Annotated in this window: 15 protein-coding genes; 7 read left to right on the top strand and 8 right to left on the bottom strand. The window is 72.6% G+C overall.

Annotation, left to right across the window (positions count from 1 at the left end; translation table 11 throughout):
- Nucleotides 1-7 precede the first annotated feature (7 nt).
- Together FB470_RS27950 and FB470_RS27945 are read right to left on the bottom strand one after the other, a co-directional pair.
- Nucleotides 8-415, bottom strand: a complete 408-nt coding sequence (locus FB470_RS27950; RefSeq protein WP_306996384.1) for a VOC family protein — start codon at nucleotides 413-415, stop codon at nucleotides 8-10.
- A gap of 314 nt (nucleotides 416-729) precedes the next feature.
- Nucleotides 730-1,191 carry a MarR family winged helix-turn-helix transcriptional regulator gene (locus tag FB470_RS27945; RefSeq protein WP_306996382.1) on the bottom strand — a complete coding sequence of 154 codons (462 nt, stop codon included), beginning with the start codon at nucleotides 1,189-1,191 and terminating at the stop codon, nucleotides 730-732.
- A gap of 146 nt (nucleotides 1,192-1,337) precedes the next feature.
- Here FB470_RS27945 and FB470_RS27940 point away from each other — a divergent pair, with 146 nt between their 5' ends.
- Together FB470_RS27940 and FB470_RS27935 are read left to right on the top strand one after the other, a co-directional pair.
- Nucleotides 1,338-2,522 carry an MFS transporter gene (locus FB470_RS27940; protein WP_306996380.1) on the top strand — a complete coding sequence of 395 codons (1,185 nt, stop codon included), beginning with the start codon at nucleotides 1,338-1,340 and terminating at the stop codon, nucleotides 2,520-2,522.
- 14 nt (nucleotides 2,523-2,536) lie between these two features.
- Complete coding sequence (locus FB470_RS27935) at nucleotides 2,537-3,370, top strand: aldo/keto reductase (protein WP_306996378.1); 834 nt, start codon at nucleotides 2,537-2,539, stop codon at nucleotides 3,368-3,370.
- A gap of 23 nt (nucleotides 3,371-3,393) precedes the next feature.
- On the opposite strand, the gene FB470_RS27930 is transcribed toward FB470_RS27935, so the two are convergent.
- Together FB470_RS27930 and FB470_RS27925 are read right to left on the bottom strand one after the other, a co-directional pair.
- Nucleotides 3,394-4,041: a response regulator gene (locus tag FB470_RS27930; RefSeq protein ID WP_306996376.1), complete on the bottom strand. Its 648-nt coding sequence runs from the start codon at nucleotides 4,039-4,041 to the stop codon at nucleotides 3,394-3,396.
- Between the two features lie 237 nt (nucleotides 4,042-4,278).
- Nucleotides 4,279-5,832: an acyl--CoA ligase family protein gene (locus FB470_RS27925; protein WP_306996374.1), complete on the bottom strand. Its 1,554-nt coding sequence runs from the start codon at nucleotides 5,830-5,832 to the stop codon at nucleotides 4,279-4,281.
- An 81-nt stretch (nucleotides 5,833-5,913) separates the two neighbouring features.
- Between FB470_RS27925 and FB470_RS27920 the strand changes: the two genes are divergently transcribed.
- Genes FB470_RS27920 through FB470_RS27905 form a run of 4 tightly spaced genes read left to right on the top strand, consistent with a single transcriptional unit; the run spans nucleotide 5,914 to nucleotide 8,884 of the window.
- Nucleotides 5,914-6,426 carry a 2'-5' RNA ligase family protein gene (locus FB470_RS27920; RefSeq protein ID WP_306996373.1) on the top strand — a complete coding sequence of 171 codons (513 nt, stop codon included), beginning with the start codon at nucleotides 5,914-5,916 and terminating at the stop codon, nucleotides 6,424-6,426.
- A 56-nt stretch (nucleotides 6,427-6,482) separates the two neighbouring features.
- A complete protein-coding gene (locus FB470_RS27915) occupies nucleotides 6,483-7,043 on the top strand; it encodes an NADPH-dependent FMN reductase (RefSeq protein WP_306996371.1) in 561 nt (186 codons plus the stop codon).
- A gap of 18 nt (nucleotides 7,044-7,061) precedes the next feature.
- Complete coding sequence (locus FB470_RS27910) at nucleotides 7,062-8,039, top strand: ATP-binding cassette domain-containing protein (RefSeq protein ID WP_306996370.1); 978 nt, start codon at nucleotides 7,062-7,064, stop codon at nucleotides 8,037-8,039.
- On the top strand, nucleotides 8,036-8,884 hold the full coding sequence (locus tag FB470_RS27905) for an ABC transporter permease (RefSeq protein WP_306996369.1): 849 nt from the start codon (nucleotides 8,036-8,038) through the stop codon (nucleotides 8,882-8,884). The genes FB470_RS27910 and FB470_RS27905 overlap by 4 nt, the downstream gene beginning before the upstream one ends.
- A 1-nt stretch (nucleotide 8,885) precedes the next feature.
- Here the strand turns inward: FB470_RS27905 and FB470_RS27900 are convergent, their stop codons facing one another.
- Nucleotides 8,886-12,029, bottom strand: coding sequence for an ATP-binding protein (locus FB470_RS27900; protein ID WP_306996367.1), 3,144 nt, complete (start codon nucleotides 12,027-12,029; stop codon nucleotides 8,886-8,888).
- Between the two features lie 143 nt (nucleotides 12,030-12,172).
- On the opposite strand from FB470_RS27900, the gene FB470_RS27895 reads away from it, so the two are divergent.
- Nucleotides 12,173-14,941 (top strand): hypothetical protein, encoded by a 2,769-nt coding sequence (locus FB470_RS27895; protein ID WP_306996365.1) that lies wholly within the window; start codon nucleotides 12,173-12,175, stop codon nucleotides 14,939-14,941.
- A gap of 134 nt (nucleotides 14,942-15,075) precedes the next feature.
- Here the strand turns inward: FB470_RS27895 and FB470_RS27890 are convergent, their stop codons facing one another.
- The 3 genes from FB470_RS27890 to FB470_RS27880 form a co-directional block, all read right to left on the bottom strand.
- Nucleotides 15,076-15,336: a hypothetical protein gene (locus FB470_RS27890; protein WP_306996363.1), complete on the bottom strand. Its 261-nt coding sequence runs from the start codon at nucleotides 15,334-15,336 to the stop codon at nucleotides 15,076-15,078.
- 735 nt (nucleotides 15,337-16,071) lie between these two features.
- Nucleotides 16,072-16,383: a hypothetical protein gene (locus tag FB470_RS27885; RefSeq protein ID WP_370876705.1), complete on the bottom strand. Its 312-nt coding sequence runs from the start codon at nucleotides 16,381-16,383 to the stop codon at nucleotides 16,072-16,074.
- A gap of 355 nt (nucleotides 16,384-16,738) precedes the next feature.
- Entirely contained in the window at nucleotides 16,739-17,359 is a 621-nt protein-coding gene (locus FB470_RS27880; protein ID WP_306996359.1) for an acetoacetate decarboxylase family protein, read from the bottom strand.
- Nucleotides 17,360-17,369 lie beyond the last annotated feature (10 nt).

Raw genomic sequence — 17,369 nt, 5'->3', positions numbered from 1 at the left:
ACGGCGATCAGTTCTGGATGTTCGCCGGGTCCATCCAGATGATCTCCCAGGTGTGCCCGTCCGGGTCCTCGAACGAGCGCTGGTACATGACGCCGTGGTCCATCGGGTCGCGGCTCTCCCGCCCGCCGGCCGCGACGGCCTTGTCCACCAGCGCGTCCACCGCTTCCCGGCTCTCCGCGGACAGGCCCAGCAGCACCTCGGTGGACTTCGCGCTGTCGGCGATCTGCTTGCCGGTGAAGGTCGTGAAGAACTCGGTTCTCAGCAGCATCGCGAAGATCGTGTCGCTGAACACCAGGCAGGCCGCGTTCTCGTCGGTGAACTGCGGGTTGAACTCGTAGCCGAGGTCCGCCCAGAACTTCTTGGCGCGATCGAGATCGGCGACGGGCAGGTTCACGAAGATCATCTGGTTCGTCATGCCCGAACCCTATGACCGTTCCGTCGCGGCGCGCTTCTCCGATCTTGCGGTACGAGCGCGAGAGCGTCACCGCCCCGCGGCGGCGGTGCCCGCTCCGAGGTGGGTTCCGAAGAAGCCGGCTGGCTTCGGTGAGCGTGGGGGGTCACGTACTCGTCCCGCTCGTCGAGGTCGATGCGGGTCGCGCCGTTGATCCAGTGCCTAGCCGACACCCGGACCGGCTGCTGGTCGCCAACACCGCCGAACCCGGCTCCCCGGTCCAGGTTCCTCCTCCAGCGGTCCGCGAACCGCCCGGCCGCTTCCCCGCCGACCGGTCCTCAGCGTGACGCGGCGGCCGGCAGTTCCAGCGACTGCAACGCCGTGACCAGCGGCGCCAGCTCGGGCAGCTCCTCGGCCTCCGCCAGCGCGCCGGTCAGCGCGCGGTCGTGCGTGGGCTTCGCGGCGTTCAGCAGGGCGCGGCCCGCCGGCGTGACCTCCGTGTAGATCCCGCGCCGGTCGGTGGGGCACAGGTAGCGCTGCAGCAGGCCCCGGTCCTCGAGCCGGCTCACCAGCCGTGTCGTCGCGGACTGGCTCAGCACCACGGCCGTGGAGAGCTGGTTCATCCGCAGGTGGAAGCCGTCCTGGCGGGACAGCACCTCCAGGACCGTGTACTCGCTGACGGACAGCTCGTGCTCGCGCTGCAGGGCGCGCTCGAGCCGGTCCTCGATCCGCGCGTGCAGCGCCGCCAGGGTCCGCCAGCCGTGTGCGCGGGCTTCGACCGCGTCGTCGGGCAGTGACACGCTCCACCTCTTCCGCCGGGCCTCCCAGCCTACCCACCACTTTCTTTCCTGCTAGTGTAGCCGCCGTTGGCAATAACCCGCGTGTGCAACTATTGTCGAGGCGGGTCGTTGCGGAGAACCCCCAAAGACTCGTCAGAAGGAACCTCATGCCTGTCGCCCTGCTCGCGCTGGCCATCGCCGCCTTCGGCATCGGCACGACGGAGTTCGTGATCATGGGCGTGCTGCCCGAGGTCGCCACCGATCTCGCCGTGACGGTGCCCACCGCGGGGCTCCTGATCTCCGGTTACGCCCTCGGCGTCGTGGTCGGCGCTCCCCTGCTGACCGCGCTGGGCTCGAAGATCCCGCGCAAGACCGTCCTCACCGGACTGATGGTGTTGTTCATCGCGGGCAACGTCGTCTCCGCACTGGCCCCCGGATACGGTCTGCTCATGACCGGTCGCGTGGTGGCCGCCCTGTCCCACGGGGCGTTCTTCGGCGTCGGGTCGGTCGTCGCCGCGTCGCTGGTCGCGCCCAACCGGCAGGCCGGCGCCATCGCGATCATGTTCACCGGCCTCACCGTCGCCAACGTGCTCGGCGTCCCCGCCGGCACCGCGCTGGGCCAGCAGCTGGGCTGGCGCTCGACCTTCTGGGCCGTCGCCGGTCTCGGCGTGATCGCGCTGCTCGGCATCATCGCGCTGGTGCCGCGCCGGCCGGTCGCCGACGGCCAGAGCCTGCGCACCGAACTGGCCGTGTTCCGCCGTCCGCAGGTGTGGCTCGCGCTGGCCATGACCGCGCTCGGCTTCGCCGGGGTGTTCGCCTCCTTCACCTACATCGCGCCGATGATGACCGAGGTCGCCGGCTTCTCCCCCGGCGCGGTGACGTGGCTGCTCGTCCTGTTTGGCGGGGGCCTGGTGGTGGGCAACCTCGCCGGGGGCAAGGCCGCCGACCGCGCGCTGATGCCGAGCCTGTACGCCATCCTGGCCGCACTGGCCGTGGTGCTCGTCGCGTTCGTGTTCACCGCGCACGCGCAGCTGCCGGCGGCGATCACGATCGCGTTGTTCGGTGCGGCCGGGTTCGCGACCGTGCCGCCGCTGCAGGCCCGGGTGATGACCAAGGCCGGGGACGCCCCGGCGCTGGCCTCGGCCGCGAACATCGGGGCGTTCAACCTCGGCAACGCGGGCGGCGCCTGGCTGGGCGGGCTCGCGATCGAGCACGGTCTCGGCTACACGGCGCCGAACTGGATCGGCGCGGCGCTGGCCGCCGCCGGGCTCGGCGTCGCGCTGGTCTCGGGCGCGCTCGAGAAGCGCCCGGCGAAGCGGACGGCACCGGAGATCCCGGCCGTCCACCGATGAACGAAAGGAAACGCATGACCACCATTCCCACCGTCGAGCTCAACAACGGCGTGCACATGCCGCAGGTGGGCTTCGGGGTCTTCCAGGTCCCGGCCGAAGAGACCACGAGGGCCGTCACCACCGCGCTGGAGGCCGGTTACCGCAGCATCGACACCGCCACCGCCTACGCCAACGAGGCCGCGGTGGGCCGGGCACTGGCCGACTCCGGCATCGCCCGCGACGAGCTGTTCGTCACCACCAAGCTGTGGAACGCCGACCAGGGCTACGACGAGACGCTGCGCGCGTTCGACAAGAGCCTGTCCGAGCTCGGCCTGGAGTACCTGGACCTGTACCTGATCCACTGGCCGGTCCCCGAGGCGGGGCTGTACACCGACAGCTGGCGCGCCCTGGAGCAGGTCTACGCCGACAGCCGTGTCCGCGCGATCGGCGTCTCCAACTTCCAGCCGCACCACCTGGACCGGCTGGCGCAGGAGAGCCGGATCGTGCCCGCGGTCAACCAGATCGAACTGCACCCCTACCTGCAGCAGCAGGAGCTGCGTGCCTACCACGCCGAGCACGGCATCATCACCGAGGCGTGGAGCCCGCTGGCCAAGGGCGGCGAGCTGCTGGCCGAGCCCGCGGTGACCGCGCTGGCGGACAAGCACGGCCGGACCCCGGCGCAGATCGTGCTGCGCTGGCACCTGCAGCTGGGCAACGTCGTCATCCCGAAGTCCGTCACGCCCTCGCGGGTCCGGGAGAACCTGGACCTGTTCGGGTTCGAGCTGGACGACAGCGACCTGGCCGACCTGGCGAAGCTGGAGAAGGGCCTGCGCACCGGCCCGGACCCGGACACCTTCAACGTGCGCTGACGCCCGGACCCGGCCGGGCCGCCTCACCGGTGGCCCGGCCGGTCCTTGCGCAGGCTGCTGGCCAGGACCGCGGCCTGGGTGCGGCGCTGCATGCCGAGCTTGTGCAGCAGCCGCGACACGTAGTTCTTCACGGTCTTCTCGGCGAGGAACATCCGCTCGGCGATCTCGCGGTTGGTCAGGCCCTCGCCGATCAGGTCGAGCAACCGCCGCTCCTGCTCGGACAACCGCGCCACCACCCCGGTCGGGGCGGCGTCGTCGCGCAGCCGGGACATCAGCGCGGAGGCGGCGCGGGTGTCCAGCAGGGACTTCCCGGCACCGACCTGGCGCACCGCGGAGACCAGTTCCATGCCCCGCACGTCCTTGACGACGTACCCGCCGGCCCCGGCGAGGATCGCGTCGAGCATGGCCTGCTCGTCGGTGTAGGAGGTCAGGATCAGGCACTGCAGCTGGGGCATTCGCGAGCGCAGTTCGCGGCACAGCTCGATGCCGCTGCCGTCGGGGAGACGCAGGTCGAGCACCGCGACGTCCGGCCGCGCCGCCGGAACCCGGGCCAGCGCCTCGGCCACCGTCGAGGCCTCGCCCACCACGGTGAGGTCCGCGTCGGCCTCCACGAGGTCGGCGACGCCCCGCCGCACCACCTCGTGGTCGTCGACGAGGAAGACCGTCGTCATGCCCGCACGTCCCCGGCGCCTACCGGTGGCGGTCCCGCCACGGGTCGGTCCCCAGCATCACGGCCTCGAACTTCTGCAAACTCACCGTCGAGACCAGGATCACGATCGGGACCAGCAACATCAACCACAACACCGCGCCCTCCCCTGCCTTGCATGCGTACGCGGTGCCGCTCCCACCGCGCCGGAACTCTCCGCCCCCGGCTACCCCGGACGGTGGCGGGCCAACCCGGCTGTTACTCATTGGATACGCCGGTCCCGGCCGGCCCACGCCTGGTCGCGCAGCACGTATTTCTGGATCTTGCCGGTGGAGGTCTTGGGCAGCGGGCCGAACACGACCCGCCTGGGTGCCTTGAACCGGGCCAGCCGGTCCCGCACGAACCCGGTGATCTCCTCGGCCGTCGCGGATGCCCCGTCCCGCAACGTCACGTAGGCCGCGGGCACCTCGCCCCAGCGCTCGTCGGGCACCGCGATCACCGCGACCTCCAGCACCGCCGGGTGGTCGGCGATGACCTGCTCGACCTCGACGCTGGCGATGTTCTCCCCGCCGGAGATGATCACGTCCTTGCTGCGGTCGCGCAGCTCCACGTAGCCGTCGGGGTGCATCACGCCGAGGTCGCCGGTGCGGAACCAGCCGTCCGGTGCGGCGCGGCGGGTCGCTTCGGGGTCGCGGTAGTAGCCGAGCATGACGTTGTTGCCCCGCAAGGCGATCTCGCCGGTGGTGACGCCGTCGGCGGGCACGTCGGTGCCGTCCTCGGCCACCACCCGGGCGCGGCAGGCGACCATGTTGCCCACGCCCTGCCGGGCCTTGAGGCGGGCCTGCTCGGCGGGCTCGAGGGCGGTCCACTCCGGACGCCAGTCGCAGATCATGACCGGGCCGAAGGTCTCGGTCAGCCCGTACAGGTGGGTCACGTCGAAACCGAGTTCCCCCATCCGGCGCAGGATCGCGGGGCTCGGCGGCGCGCCGCCGGTCGCGACGCGCACGGTGTGCGCGACCGGCGCCGCCTCCGGGGCGTAGGCCAGCATCGACAACACGGTCGGCGCCCCGTTGAGGTGCGTGACGCCCTCCTCGCGGATCAGCGACCACACCCGCGCGGGCTCGACCTTCGGCAGGCACACGTGGGTGGCGGCGGCCGCGGTGACCGCCCACGGGAAGCACCAGCCGTTGCAGTGGAACATGGGCAGGGTCCACAGGTGCACCGCCGACGGTGCGAGACCGGTGTGCCCGACCATGGCCAGCGCCTGCAGGTAGGCGCCCCGGTGGTGGTACATCACGCCTTTGGGCCGTCCGGTCGTGCCCGAGGTGTAGTTGATGGACAGCAGGCCGCGTTCGTCCCGGGGCGTATCGGCGCGCGGGGTCGCCCGGGCCAGCAGCTCCTCGTACTGCTGTCCCGCCCGGATCACCTGGATCGGACGGCTCAGCTCGCCCAGCACACCGGCCACCAGCTCGTCGAACACCGGGTCGTGCACCAGCACCGCGGCCTCGCAGTGCCCGAGGATCCAGGCGATCTCCCCGGCGGACAGGCGGGTGTTCAGCGCGACGAGCGGCACCCCGGCCCACGGCACGCCGAAGTTGGCCTCCAGCAGCACGTGCGTGTTCGGGGCGAGTACCGCGACCGGCCTGCCCTGGGCGAGCGGCGCGAGCGCCCCGGCCAGCCGGCGGCACCGGTCGGCCAGCTCGGCGTAGGTCCACCGCCGTTCCCCGTCGACGACCCCGACCCGGTCACCGTGCGCCGCCTCGGCCCGGTCCAGGAAGGAGACCGGGGACAGCGGCTCGAAGGACAGCTCTGTCACACGATCGAGCCTAGTGCGGCGAGATCGTTTCCTCAGCGACCCGGACAGCGGCCGGTTCGCGCACGCCGGTAGAACGGGTCCATGACCGCCGACGGACGCAGTGTGCTCGCGGTTCCCGTGCCGGCCGCCGATCCGCTGCTCGCGGTGGCCGCCCGGCGTTCGGCGGCCGCCCGGCGGGGGCTGCCCGCGCACATCTCGCTGCTCTACCCGTTCCTGCCCGCGGGCGAGCTGGACGACGCCACGCTCGCGGCCCTCGCCGGCCTCCTGGAGCAGCACCCGCAGGTCGAGGTGCGGTTCGAGCGCTGCGACCACGACGACGGGTTCGTGTTCCTCACCCCCGAACCCGCGCAGGCCCTCACCGGGCTGATCGCCCGGCTGCGGGACCGCTGGCCGGCGGTGCGGCCCTACGACGGGCGGTTCGGCGAGGACGTCGAACCGCACCTGACGATCGCGATGGGTGCGAGCCCCGGGGACAGCGCCGCACTGGTCCGGGAACTCGGCACCCGCCTGCCGGTGGCGGCCCGGCTCACCGAGGCGTGGCTGGCCGTCCACGCCGGCCACTGGCGCCTGGTGCGCCGGTTCCGCTTCCGCTAGATCCGGTCTAGCGGGTCTTCTCGCGCCTATCGGGTGAAGGGCGAGAGGAGGCCGCCGTGGAGGACGTCCTGAGGGTCCTGGCCCTGATCGGCAGCACCCGGGAGGGCCGGGCCGGGCAGCTGGTGGGCCGGTGGTTCGCCAAGCAGGCCGGCGAGCGTGACGACTTGGAGCTGACGACGGTCGACCTGGCCGACTTCGACTTCCCGGCCCGCTACCCCGCTCGCGCGACCCCGGCGATGACGGCGTTCACCACCGCGATCGACCGCGCGGACGCGTTCGTCGTCATCACCCCGGAGTACAACCGCAGCTTCCCGGCCTCGCTCAAGCAGGCGATCGACTTCGCCTACGACGAGTGGCAGGCCAAACCCGTGGCCTTCGTGTCCTACGGGTGCCGCTGCGCGGGCCTGTACGCGGTCGAGCAGCTGCGCGTCGTCTTCACCGAGCTGCACACCGTGACCCTGCGCAACACCGTCAGCTTCAACCTCTTCGACACCGGGCCGGACGGAGGGCCGCGCGACGAGGCCGTCCGGCAGTCGGCCGGACCGATGCTCGACCAGCTCGTCTGGTGGGGCCGCGCGCTGCGCACCGCCCGCCGCGCCCGCCCCTACGTGGCCTGACCAGGGAAAGGATTCCCCATGACCGATCTGGCGATCGAGACCTCCGGGCTGGTGAAGGTGTTCGGCCGGACACGGGCCGTGGACGGCGTCGACCTCGCGGTGCCGGCCGGCAGCGTCTACGGCGTGCTCGGGCCCAACGGCGCGGGCAAGACCACCGCGGTGCGGGTGCTGGCGACCCTGCTGCGCCCCGACGGCGGCGAGGCCCGGGTGTTCGGCCACGACGTGCTGCGCGAACCGGACGCCGTGCGGCAGCGGGTCAGCCTCACCGGCCAGTACGCCTCCATCGACGAGGACCTCACCGGCATGGAGAACCTCGTGCTGCTGGGCCGCCTGTTCGGCCACCGCAAACCGGGCGCGCGGGAGCGGGCCGGCCGGCTGCTGGAGGCGTTCGGGCTGGCCGATGCCGGCGGCAGGCAGGTCAAGAACTACTCGGGCGGCATGCGGCGGCGCATCGACATCGCGGCCAGCATCCTGCGCACCCCGGACGTGCTGTTCCTGGACGAGCCGACCACCGGCCTGGACCCGCGCAGCCGCAACCAGGTGTGGGACATCGTGCGGATCATCGTGGCCCAGGGCACGACCGTGCTGCTGACCACGCAGTACCTCGACGAGGCCGACCACCTGGCCCACCGCATCGCGGTGATCGACCACGGCAAGGTCATCGCCGAGGGCACACCCGGTGAGCTGAAGGCCTCGGTCGGGGCCGGCTCGATCCACGTCCGCCTCCGCGACGGCGCCCAGCGCGCCCACGCGCAGCAGGTGATGGCCCGCGCGCTGGGGTCCGCCGTGGAACCGGGCGGCGATCCGGTGTCGCTCACCGCGCGGATCGGCGGGGCCGAATCGGACCTGGGTGCGGCCGAGCACGCCGCCCGCGCCCTGGCCGACCTCGCCCAGGCCGGCATCACCGTCGACGACTTCTCCCTCGGCCAGCCCAGCCTCGACGAGGTGTTCCTGGCCCTCACCGACCACCCCGCGGAACAGGAGGCGGCGGCATGACCGCGACCACCAGCGACACCAGCACGGCCGGGTGCACCCCGGCCGCGGAAAGCCTGCACGCGGTGCTCGACGCCGGCGAGCAGCCGCAGCGGCCCAGCGCGTGGTCGGCGTCGCTGACGTTCGGCTGGCGGGCGATGCTCAAGATCAAGCACGTCCCCGAGCAGCTGTTCGACGTCACCGCGTTCCCGATCATGATGACCCTGATGTTCACCTACCTGTTCGGCGGCGCGCTGGCCGGATCCACCACGCAGTACCTGCAGTTCCTGCTGCCCGGCATCCTGGTGATGAGTGTCGTGATGATCACCATGTACACCGGCCTGGGCGTGAACATCGACATCGAGAAGGGCGTGTTCGACCGGTTCCGCACCCTGCCGATCTGGCGGCCCGCGGCCCTGGTGGGCGCCCTGCTCGGCGACGTCTTCCGCTACTCGACGGCCTCGGCGGTCATCCTCGTGCTCGGTCTGGTCCTGGGTTTCCGCCCGGCCGGCGGGGCTGCGGGCGTGCTGGCCGGCGTCGGCCTGCTGCTGGTGTTCTCGTTCGCGTTCTCCTGGATCTGGACGATGTTCGGGCTGATGCTGCGCACCGAGAAGTCGGTGATGAGCGTGAGCATGATGGTGCTGTTCCCGCTGACGTTCCTGTCCAGCGTGTTCGTCGACCCGGCCACGATGCCCGGCTGGCTGCGGGCGTTCGTCGAGGTCAACCCGGTGACGATCCTGTCCGACGCGGTGCGCAGCCTGATGATGGGCGCCCCGGACGGCAGCGCCGTCCTGTGGACCTTCGTCGCCAGCGGTGCCCTGCTGGTGGTGTTCGGGACGCTGACCATGCGGCTGTACAACCGCAAGTGAGTCACAGCCGCCAGGTCACGGCGGGACTGCCCGGGTCGTAGCGGCAGCTCGCGCCGGTGGAGACGGTCGCCCGCAGGTGCTCGGCGAGCTGGGGGTGGCGATCGTCCAGCCGGCGCAGCGTGTCGCGGATCCGGGCGGTCACCGCCTTGCGGGCGCGCTCGGCCTCGTCCCCGAGCCGCCGGGTGCGCCCGCCCAGCCCGGCCGCGGCACGCAGTTCGTCCAGCAGGGCAGCCCGCTCGCCGTCGAGCCGCGCGGCCCGGTCGTCGTCCCCGCGCGCCGCCGCCGCGTCGATCTCGTCGTCCAGTGCGGCGAGCCGGCGCCGGTAGGCCGCCTTCGCCGTGTCGTCGAGGACGGCGTCCCCGCCCAGGCCGCGGGCGGCGACCCCGACCTCCCCGCCCGCCGGATCGAGCAGCCGGACCGCGGGCACGTCGGTGCCCGGGTGGCTGAGCAGGAAGTGCAGGTCCCGCAGGCCTTTGGCGTCCGGCAGGTGCAGGGTCCGCCCGCCCAGCCCGACCGTCCAGGTGGTCCCGGTGAACCGGAACTCGCCGGTCACCGCGGGTTCCGCCCGCGCAGACCGCAGGCGGCGCACCCGGTCGGTTACGTGCCGCAAGCCCAGTTCGGCCGCCTCCGCGGCGACCGCGTCGAGCAGCGGCCCCGCGGCATCCTCGTCGCCGGGCGCGCCGCGGTCCAGCAGCGCGGCGGCGCGGGCCAGGCGCGCCTCGGCCGCCCACGGCCGCGCCCGCAGCGACTCGGCGGACAGTTCAGCGGCACGGTAGCGCGCGAGCGCCTCGTCCCACCGGCGTTCCACCGCGGCCAGCCGTCCCAGCCAGAAGGTGACCGGGCCGCCGATGTCGAAACCGAACACCGACACCAGCCACTGCCCGTCGTGGGGCAGCAGCGCCTCGCGCGCCCGCGCCACGAGCCCGGCGTCGCCGGTGGCGGCCGCGGTCTGGGCCTGCAGCCGCACGAACATCGGCAGGTAGGAGCGCGGCAACGGAGGCCGCTCCCCCAGCCCGGCCAGGTACCGCGACGCCGCGGCGGCATCACCGCGCTGCACCGCGGTGATGGCCTCCAGCAGCGCCGGGTACGGGTGGTCGCCCGGCCCGAGCGTGGCGTGGAACTCCGCCAGTTGGTCGAACCGGCCCTGCTGCAGCAGCAACGACCACCGGTGGTGACGCAGCATCGGCAGGAAATGCGTGTGCTGCGCCTGTTCCGGCGCGTTCAGCACCTCTTCGAACAGCGCCTCCGCCTCGGCGAACCGGCCCTGGAACGCGGCGAGGATGCTCTGGTCGATCGTGGCGCCCACCTGCATCCGCCGCATGCCGCCGCGCTCGGTCATCGCGACGAACTTCAGCATCTGGGCGTAGTAGCGCGGATCGCCGAGCTCCAGCAGCGCGACCCAGCGCAGCGACGTCGCGTACTGCTCGGTCTCGGCGTCCCCGCTGCGGTGCGCGACCTCGGCCAGCTCCGCCATCAGCGCCTCGCGTTCGGCGGCCGTGCCCGGGCCCCAGATCGAGTCGTGCAGCGTCGACAGGCTGAACCCCAGCGCCTCGTCGTCGCCGCCCCGGCGGGCCAGCATGCCCAGCTGGACGACGAGGTCCCGCACCTGCTCCTCCAGCGACCGCTCCGCCCCGCCCGGCCCGATCAGCGCGCGGTGCGCCTCGGCGATGAGCCCGCCCTCGAGGTCGGCCCGCTCGGCCTCCCCGCCCCACCGGTAGGCGGTCAGCGCGACCCGGGCGAGCAGCTCCGGATCACCCAGGCGCCGGGCCAGTGCGATGGCCTCCCCGAACACCGCCCAGCCCTCGGCCGGCTCGTCGGCGTGGTGCAACTCGCCGCCCAGCTCCAGCAGCACGAACACCCGACGCCGCGGATCGTCCACCACGGACGCGGCACGCCGGAAATGGCCCAGTGCCTCCTCGAAGGCCATCCGGCCGGAGGCGGCCCGCCCGGCCGCGACGATCAGCTCGACGGCGCGCGCGGCGGGCACCGCCGGGCCGGCCAGGTGCGCGTGGCGCGCGGCTTCGGCGGGCAGGATCCGGTCGGCGAGAGCGGGCGAGGAGCCGAGCGCGGTGACCACGGTGGCGTGGCGCCGCCGGGCCTCGGCCTCGTCGAGCGCGTCGTAGAGCGTCTCGCGCACCAAGTCGTGCGCGAAGGCGAACCGGCCGCCGCCACGCACCGCGACGAGCCGGGCGGCCACCGCCTGGTCGAGCAGGCGGTCGGCCTGCGGGACCGGGATCGCCGCGACCGCCGCGAGCACCTGCCGGTGGAACTGACGGCCCAGCACCGCCGCGGTGGTCAGCAGACCCACCACCGGCTCGGGCAGCAGCGACAGCCGGCGGCGCACCGCGTCCCGGACACCGGGCGCGATCGCCGTGACCGAGCCACCGCTGTGCCACAGCCGCGCCGCCTGCTCGACGAAGAAGGGGTTGCCGCCGGTGCGGCGGTGCACCTCGGCGACCACGTCGTCACCGGGCACCTCCCCCACCGTGCGGGCGATGAGCCGTCCCACGTCGCCGGGGTCCAGCCCGGTGAGCGTGACCGTCCGCGCCTTGGCGACCAGCGGCGACAGCAGCGGCCGCAGCGGGTGGTCGGCGACCTCGACCTCCGCGTCCCGGTAGGTGCCGACCAGCAGCAGCCGCTCGAACCAGGTGTGGCCCGCGGCGAACTCGAGCAGTTTGAGCGAGGCCGGGTCCGCCCAGTGCAGGTCGTCGAGCAGGACCACCACCGGCCTGCGGTGGGAGGCGGTGACGAGCGCGCTGGTGACGGCGTCGTAGAGGCGGAACCCGTCCGGCGCGTCGCGCGCGCCCGCCTCGCCCAGCAGCACCGCCAGCCCGCCGCCGGCGTCCTGTTCGATCGCGGACCACTCCTCGCCGGTGGCCGACCGCCGCAGCCCGCGCAGCACCTGCACCCACGGCCAGTACCCGGGGGCACTGCCGGAGTCCCAGCAGGCACTGCCCAGCACGAGGGCGCCGAGCCGGCGCGCGTCGTCCGCCGCGCCGGTGATCAGCGTGGTCTTGCCGATGCCCGGCTCGCCGGTGACCAGCACGAGGCCGCCGTGGCTGTCCACCGCGCGGCCGATCTCGGCGCGCAGCACGGCGCTGGGGTGGTCCCGCCCGATGAGGGCCGGTTCGGCGTGGGTGTCCATCGCCCCCCGACGCTAGCCCGTCGGAGTCCGGATTGTCCGCCTGATTACAGTTCCGGGGCCGTTCACCCGGATGGCCTTTACAGCTCGCAGCGGCACCACCACACTCCTCGCATTACTGTGCGGATCCGCTGGGGAGGCCGAGGATGCGCTGGCGTGACGTGCTGCCCCGTGCGGGCCGGACGCCGGGGCGTGGTGCGGCGGCGCTGACCGCCGTCGCGGCCCCGGTCCTGGGCGGGCTCGGCCTCGGGCTGTACCTGGCCTACGCCCCGGACACCGGGATCCTCGCCCGCGAACTGGGCGGGCGGGACCAGCCGCTGCCGTTCCCGCCCGGCACCGCGACGACGCTGTGGTGGGACTTCGCCCTGGTCGCGGGCTACGGGCTCGCGTTGCTGCTGGGCACCACCGCGGCGTTGTGGGTGTCGCAGCCGCACACCGCCATGCACGAGGTCGCCCGGTTCGCCCGCATCGCCGGGCTGGTCGCGGTCGTCTCCGACGTCGTGGAGAACGTGCTGCTGCTGGTCGGCACCCGCGATCCGAAACCGCTGCTGCTGGACTTCGCCACGGCCGCCGCGGTGACCAAGTTCGCCGGCCTGCTGCCGGCCGTGCTCCTCGCGCTCTACGGCGTCGTGCTCACCCTTGTCCGCTGTGTCCGGCCGGTGCGGCACGAGAACCCGCCCGGCGGGATCGCCTCGGCAGCGCTCGGGCCGGTCGATCCGGCCGCCCCGGGCAGCGGCACCGAGGAACCGGCCGGGGCCCGGTGGCGCAAGGGGTACCGGCTGCCGCCGGACCAGCCGGTCGGCGGTACCGGGTTCTGCCTGTCCGGGGGCGGCATCCGCTCGGCGAGCCTGGCGCTGGGCGCGCTGCAACCGCTGCGGGAACGGCTGCTGGGCGCCGACTACCTGGTGTCGGTCTCCGGCGGCGGCTACACCGCGGGCGCCCTGGTCCAGGCGCTGACGCCGGCGCGCGACCCGAACCAGCCACCGCCCGGCGAGTCGGTGGCGACGCCGGAGTCGGCCTTGGGCGCCGGCAGCGTCGAAGAGGACCACATCCGCCGCCACGTCAGCTACCTGGCCGGCACCACGCCGCAACTGTTGACCGCACTGGGCGTGCTCGCACGCGGGCTGGTGCTGTCGCTGTTCCTCGTGTTCGCCCCCGCGGTGGTGCTGGGCGTGGCGACCGGCTGGCTCTACCAGCACATCCCGCTGACCGTGTTCCCCGCGGGCGGGGCCTACCCCGCGCCCCGGCTGGGCGCACTGATCGCACTGGGGCTGACCACGGTGGTCGCCGCGGTCCTCTCGCTGATCGCACGCTGGCTGCCCCCGAAGCGGGTGGTGTTGCGCCAGGTCGCGCGGCGATCGTCGACCCGGCTGGCGGTGCTCGCGGCCGTGATCGCCACGCTGACGCTCGGGCTGCCCGCGCTGGCCTGGCTGGCCGACCGGCTGCTGACGCTGACCCCGTCGGCGGTCGCGCTCGGCAGCCCGGCCGTCGCGGTGCTGCTGACCTACCTGTCCACTGTGGCCACCGTGGCCTGGCGCAACCGCAAGGTGGTCGCCGGCTCCCGCGACTCGATCGGCAAGCTGACCGCGGCACTGCCCAGCAGCCTCCTCCAGCGGCTGCTGGTGATCGTCACGACCACGATCCTCGCCCTGGCCTGGCTGCTGCTGTTCGCCGTGGTGATCACGCCGCTCGGCGAGCCGGATCTGCTGTGGACGGCGCTGGGGCTGGTGGTCGTGCTGCTGTGGCTCGGCGGCCTGGTCGACGAGACGTCGCTGAGCATGCACCCGTTCTACCGCGAGCGGCTGGCGTGCACGTTCGCCGTGCGCGCGGTGCGCCGGAGCGACGGCCAGATCGTCGCCGTCCCCTACCCGAGCACCGAACGCAGTTCGCTGGCGACCTACGGCTGCGCGAAGGGCTTCCCGCGGGTCGTGTTCGCCGCCGCCGCGAACCTCACCGGCGAGGGCCGCACCTCCCCCGGTCTCAACGCCGTGTCGTACACGATGAGCAGCGACTGGGTCGGCGGGCCGGACGTCGGGTGGGTCCCGACACCGGTCCTGCAGGCCGACGTGCCGAAGCGGTTCCAGCGCGACCTCACCGTGCAGGGCGCGGTGGCGATCAGCGGCGCCGCGTTCGCCTCGTCGATGGGCCGCGCCTCTCGCTGGTACCAGATCCTGCTCGCCCTTTCCGGCGCCCGCCTGGGCACGTGGCTGCCCAACCCGGACATCCTGCTGCGCCGCCCGCCGCGCACGGATCCCGTCGCGTGGGCCTACCCCACGCTGCCGCACGCCCGCCGCCTGCCCTACCTGCTGCGCGAGGTGCTGGGCATCCACTCCCACGGCGACCGGCTGCTGCACGTCACCGACGGCGGGCACTACGACAACCTCGGGCTGGTGGAACTGTTCCGCCGCCGCTGCACCACGATCTACTGCATCGACGCCGGTGCCGACGCCCCGCCCTCGGCGAGCGGGCTGGCCTCGGCGCTCGCGCTCGCGTCGCAGGAACTCGGCGTGCGGGTCACCCTCGACGAGCCGTGGCGCGCGGAGCCGGGTGGCGCGTCCGAACCGCTCACCCCCGAGCACCCGCTCAGCGCGCTGAACAGCCGGCTGTCCGACAGCCCGCTGATCACCGGCACGATCCACTACCCGCCGGAGAGCGGCAAGGCGCGGGTGGGGCGGCTGATCGTGGCGAAAGCCCTGCTGTGGCGCGACCTGCCCTACGAGCTGCTCTCCTACGCCGCCCACAACCCGGAGTTCCCGCGAGACGGCACGAGCGACCAGTTCTTCGACGACGGCAAGTTCACCGCCTACAGCGAGCTGGGCAGGCAGCTCGGGCAGTACGTCGTCGAGCACGAGGCCGCGCTCCCGCCGAAGGTCGGCACCGGCACGCCGGACGGGCTCACGCCCCAGCCGGCCTGACGGCATCCCGGAGACGACAGAACACCCGCATCCGGGGCGGATGCGGGTGTCCGGCGTTCTCGGGTGGAGAACAGCGGGCGCGGACGGGAACTAGTACCAGTAGTTCCCGGCCGCGCCCGGTTCAGCGTCGAGCCTCAGTTGTCGGCCTCGGCGACGCAGGTGTCCGGGGCGGACCCGGACGCGGAGTGGTTCGCGCCGGTCAGGATCGGCACGGTGACGCCCAGGCCGTTGAGGGCGTCGGCCACCTGGACACCGAGCACGTTGACGTTGTTGTCGCAGACGCCGACGTTGTTGTCGTTCAGGACGTCGTCGACGTTGACCAGGCCCAGCTGGCCGGTGTCGCCACCCTCGTCCCAGGATCCCTGCGAAGCGAACGCCGGGGAACCGACCATCATGAAACCGGCCGCTACAGCGGCGACAATTGCAGACTTCTTGAGCACCTTATTCATTCCCCATCGACTCGATTTACAGTTCCGCCGCGACGAGACTTTCCGTCGCGAGCACGGCAGACATTAGCAGCCGCCGCGGCCGCTCGAAAGCAAATGCACCACCGCCGCGCCATCACCCGGACGAACGACGTTTCACGTCAGCCAAAACGGCCCCACCACCCCACAGGTGGCATGCGCTGCGCTTTTTCCGCTCGTTTGTCGCACCCGAATCTTCACGGAGTGTGATCACCCTCGGTGACGAACGGTGGCATCTGGTTCAAACCCCCTGACGGGGTGGGACATCAGTGACAGAGCGTGAGAACTTCAGATCGCAGATTTAGCCCGTCCGAGTGACTTACGCGCGTGTGATTCGTGGCGTCGCGGCTGTCCGGAGCCGGAGTCCCGGAACGCGAGACGACTGCGCGCCACCCTCGCGGCGCAGGTTACGCGCCGGTAGGATCACGGGCACGACAAAACACCCGCATCCGGAGTGAATGCGGGTGTTCGTCGTTGTTCTACCCGAAGAACACCGGGCGCGGACGGGAGTTAGTACCAGTAATTCCCGTCCGCGCCCGGATCAGCCGGCATCGGCCAGTTCTCACCCAGAAAACCGTCCCGGGCCGCCCGGAGTGCAGTCGGACCGCGCCGGGGCAGGTGGCCGAGCCGGAGCCGTTCCGGCGTGGATCCCCTGTGGGATCGGCGTCAGTTTTCGGCGTCGGCGACGCAGGTGTCCGGAGCGTGACCCGAGTCGGACTCCGACGCGCCGGTCAGGACCGGCACGGTCAGCCCCGCGCCGTTGAGGGCGTCGGCGACCTGGACACCGAGAACGTTCACCTGGTTGTCGCAGACACCCACGTTGTTGTCGTTCAGGACGTCGTCGACGTTGACCAGGCCGAGCTGGCCGGTGTCACCACCGTCGTCCCAGTGGCCACCACCCTGCGTGGCGAAGGCCGGGGAACCGATCATCATGAAACCGGCCGCGGCAGCGGCGACAATTGCGGACTTCTTGAGCACCTTATTCATTCCCCATCGACTCGGAAACAGTTCCGCCGCGACGAGAACTTCCGTCGCGAGCACGGCAGACATTAGCAGCCGGACACCGGCACTCGGGGGAAATGCGAGCGGGCTTCCGCGATCACCCGGACGAACGACGTTTAACCCGAACCGGCGCCGTCTTTCACCACCGGCAGCGGCGTGCGCTGCGATTATCCGATCGTTTCACCAGGAAAAGCTTTCACGCCACGTGATCGGCCCCCCGGACGAGGGAGCGCGCGCGGCGCGACTCGCCCTCGACCGGGTAGAGACGTGATCACCAGCGGTAACTCGGAGAGATCGGGTAATTAGCCCGGCAGTGTGACTTCCCGGCGTGTCACCGGGCTCGGGAACCCCCGCCGAAGCGCATCCGGAAGTCCCGCGCGACCAGGCTGAGCAGGGGCCGGCGGCCACCCAGGAACGCCAGCGGCCCGCTCGCGGCGACCGACCACGCCGATCGGGCCACCCCGAGCCGGGCGGTCACCCGCACCCGGCTGCGCTTGGGGCCGCGCTGCAGGACCGAGAACGCCAGCGGCAGTGGCACCGGCAGCACCCGCCGGCGCCGGAACCGCGCCCGCGCCAGCAGATCGCCGTCCGCGCGGGCTTCGGCCTCGAAGTCCGGCGCGTCGCTCATCGTGAACTCGGCGAGCTCCTTCGGGATGTGCCACAGGGCGCGGCCACCGGCGAGCGACTCGGGGCTGTCCACCCAGATGTGCGGGATCGACACCACGGGCCCGCCGCGGACCACCACGGTCACCATCAGCTCGCGGTAGGACAGCACGCCCGGCGGCCGGTAGTCCACCCAGGCGGCCAGGACCAGGGCCCGGCCGACGACGGTCAGCGGCCGGATGCCGGGCGGCAGCTCCGGCAGCTCGCGGGCGGGCACGCACCACGCGGAGACGTGCAGGTGACCGCGCAGGTGCCAGGGCTCGGGCGGGTACCCGGCGGGGTTCGACATGCGACCAGCC

Source organism: Amycolatopsis thermophila (genome assembly GCF_030814215.1).
GTDB classification, from domain to species: Bacteria; Actinomycetota; Actinomycetes; order Mycobacteriales; family Pseudonocardiaceae; genus Amycolatopsis_E; species Amycolatopsis_E thermophila.
Note: the sequence above shows the minus strand (reverse complement) of the source record. Positions and strands in the feature narration are given on the sequence as shown.

Coding starts and splice junctions, on each gene's coding strand:
- FB470_RS27950 (WP_306996384.1), bottom strand. CDS start 415: ATGACGAACCAGATGATCTTCGTGAACCTGCCCGTCGCCGATCTCGAT.
- FB470_RS27935 (WP_306996378.1), top strand. CDS start 2,537: ATGACCACCATTCCCACCGTCGAGCTCAACAACGGCGTGCACATGCCG.
- FB470_RS27895 (WP_306996365.1), top strand. CDS start 12,173: ATGCGCTGGCGTGACGTGCTGCCCCGTGCGGGCCGGACGCCGGGGCGT.
- FB470_RS27905 (WP_306996369.1), top strand. CDS start 8,036: ATGACCGCGACCACCAGCGACACCAGCACGGCCGGGTGCACCCCGGCC.
- FB470_RS27920 (WP_306996373.1), top strand. CDS start 5,914: ATGACCGCCGACGGACGCAGTGTGCTCGCGGTTCCCGTGCCGGCCGCC.
- FB470_RS27880 (WP_306996359.1), bottom strand. CDS start 17,359: ATGTCGAACCCCGCCGGGTACCCGCCCGAGCCCTGGCACCTGCGCGGT.
- FB470_RS27930 (WP_306996376.1), bottom strand. CDS start 4,041: ATGACGACGGTCTTCCTCGTCGACGACCACGAGGTGGTGCGGCGGGGC.
- FB470_RS27900 (WP_306996367.1), bottom strand. CDS start 12,029: ATGGACACCCACGCCGAACCGGCCCTCATCGGGCGGGACCACCCCAGC.
- FB470_RS27940 (WP_306996380.1), top strand. CDS start 1,338: ATGCCTGTCGCCCTGCTCGCGCTGGCCATCGCCGCCTTCGGCATCGGC.
- FB470_RS27890 (WP_306996363.1), bottom strand. CDS start 15,336: ATGATGGTCGGTTCCCCGGCGTTCGCTTCGCAGGGATCCTGGGACGAG.
- FB470_RS27910 (WP_306996370.1), top strand. CDS start 7,062: ATGACCGATCTGGCGATCGAGACCTCCGGGCTGGTGAAGGTGTTCGGC.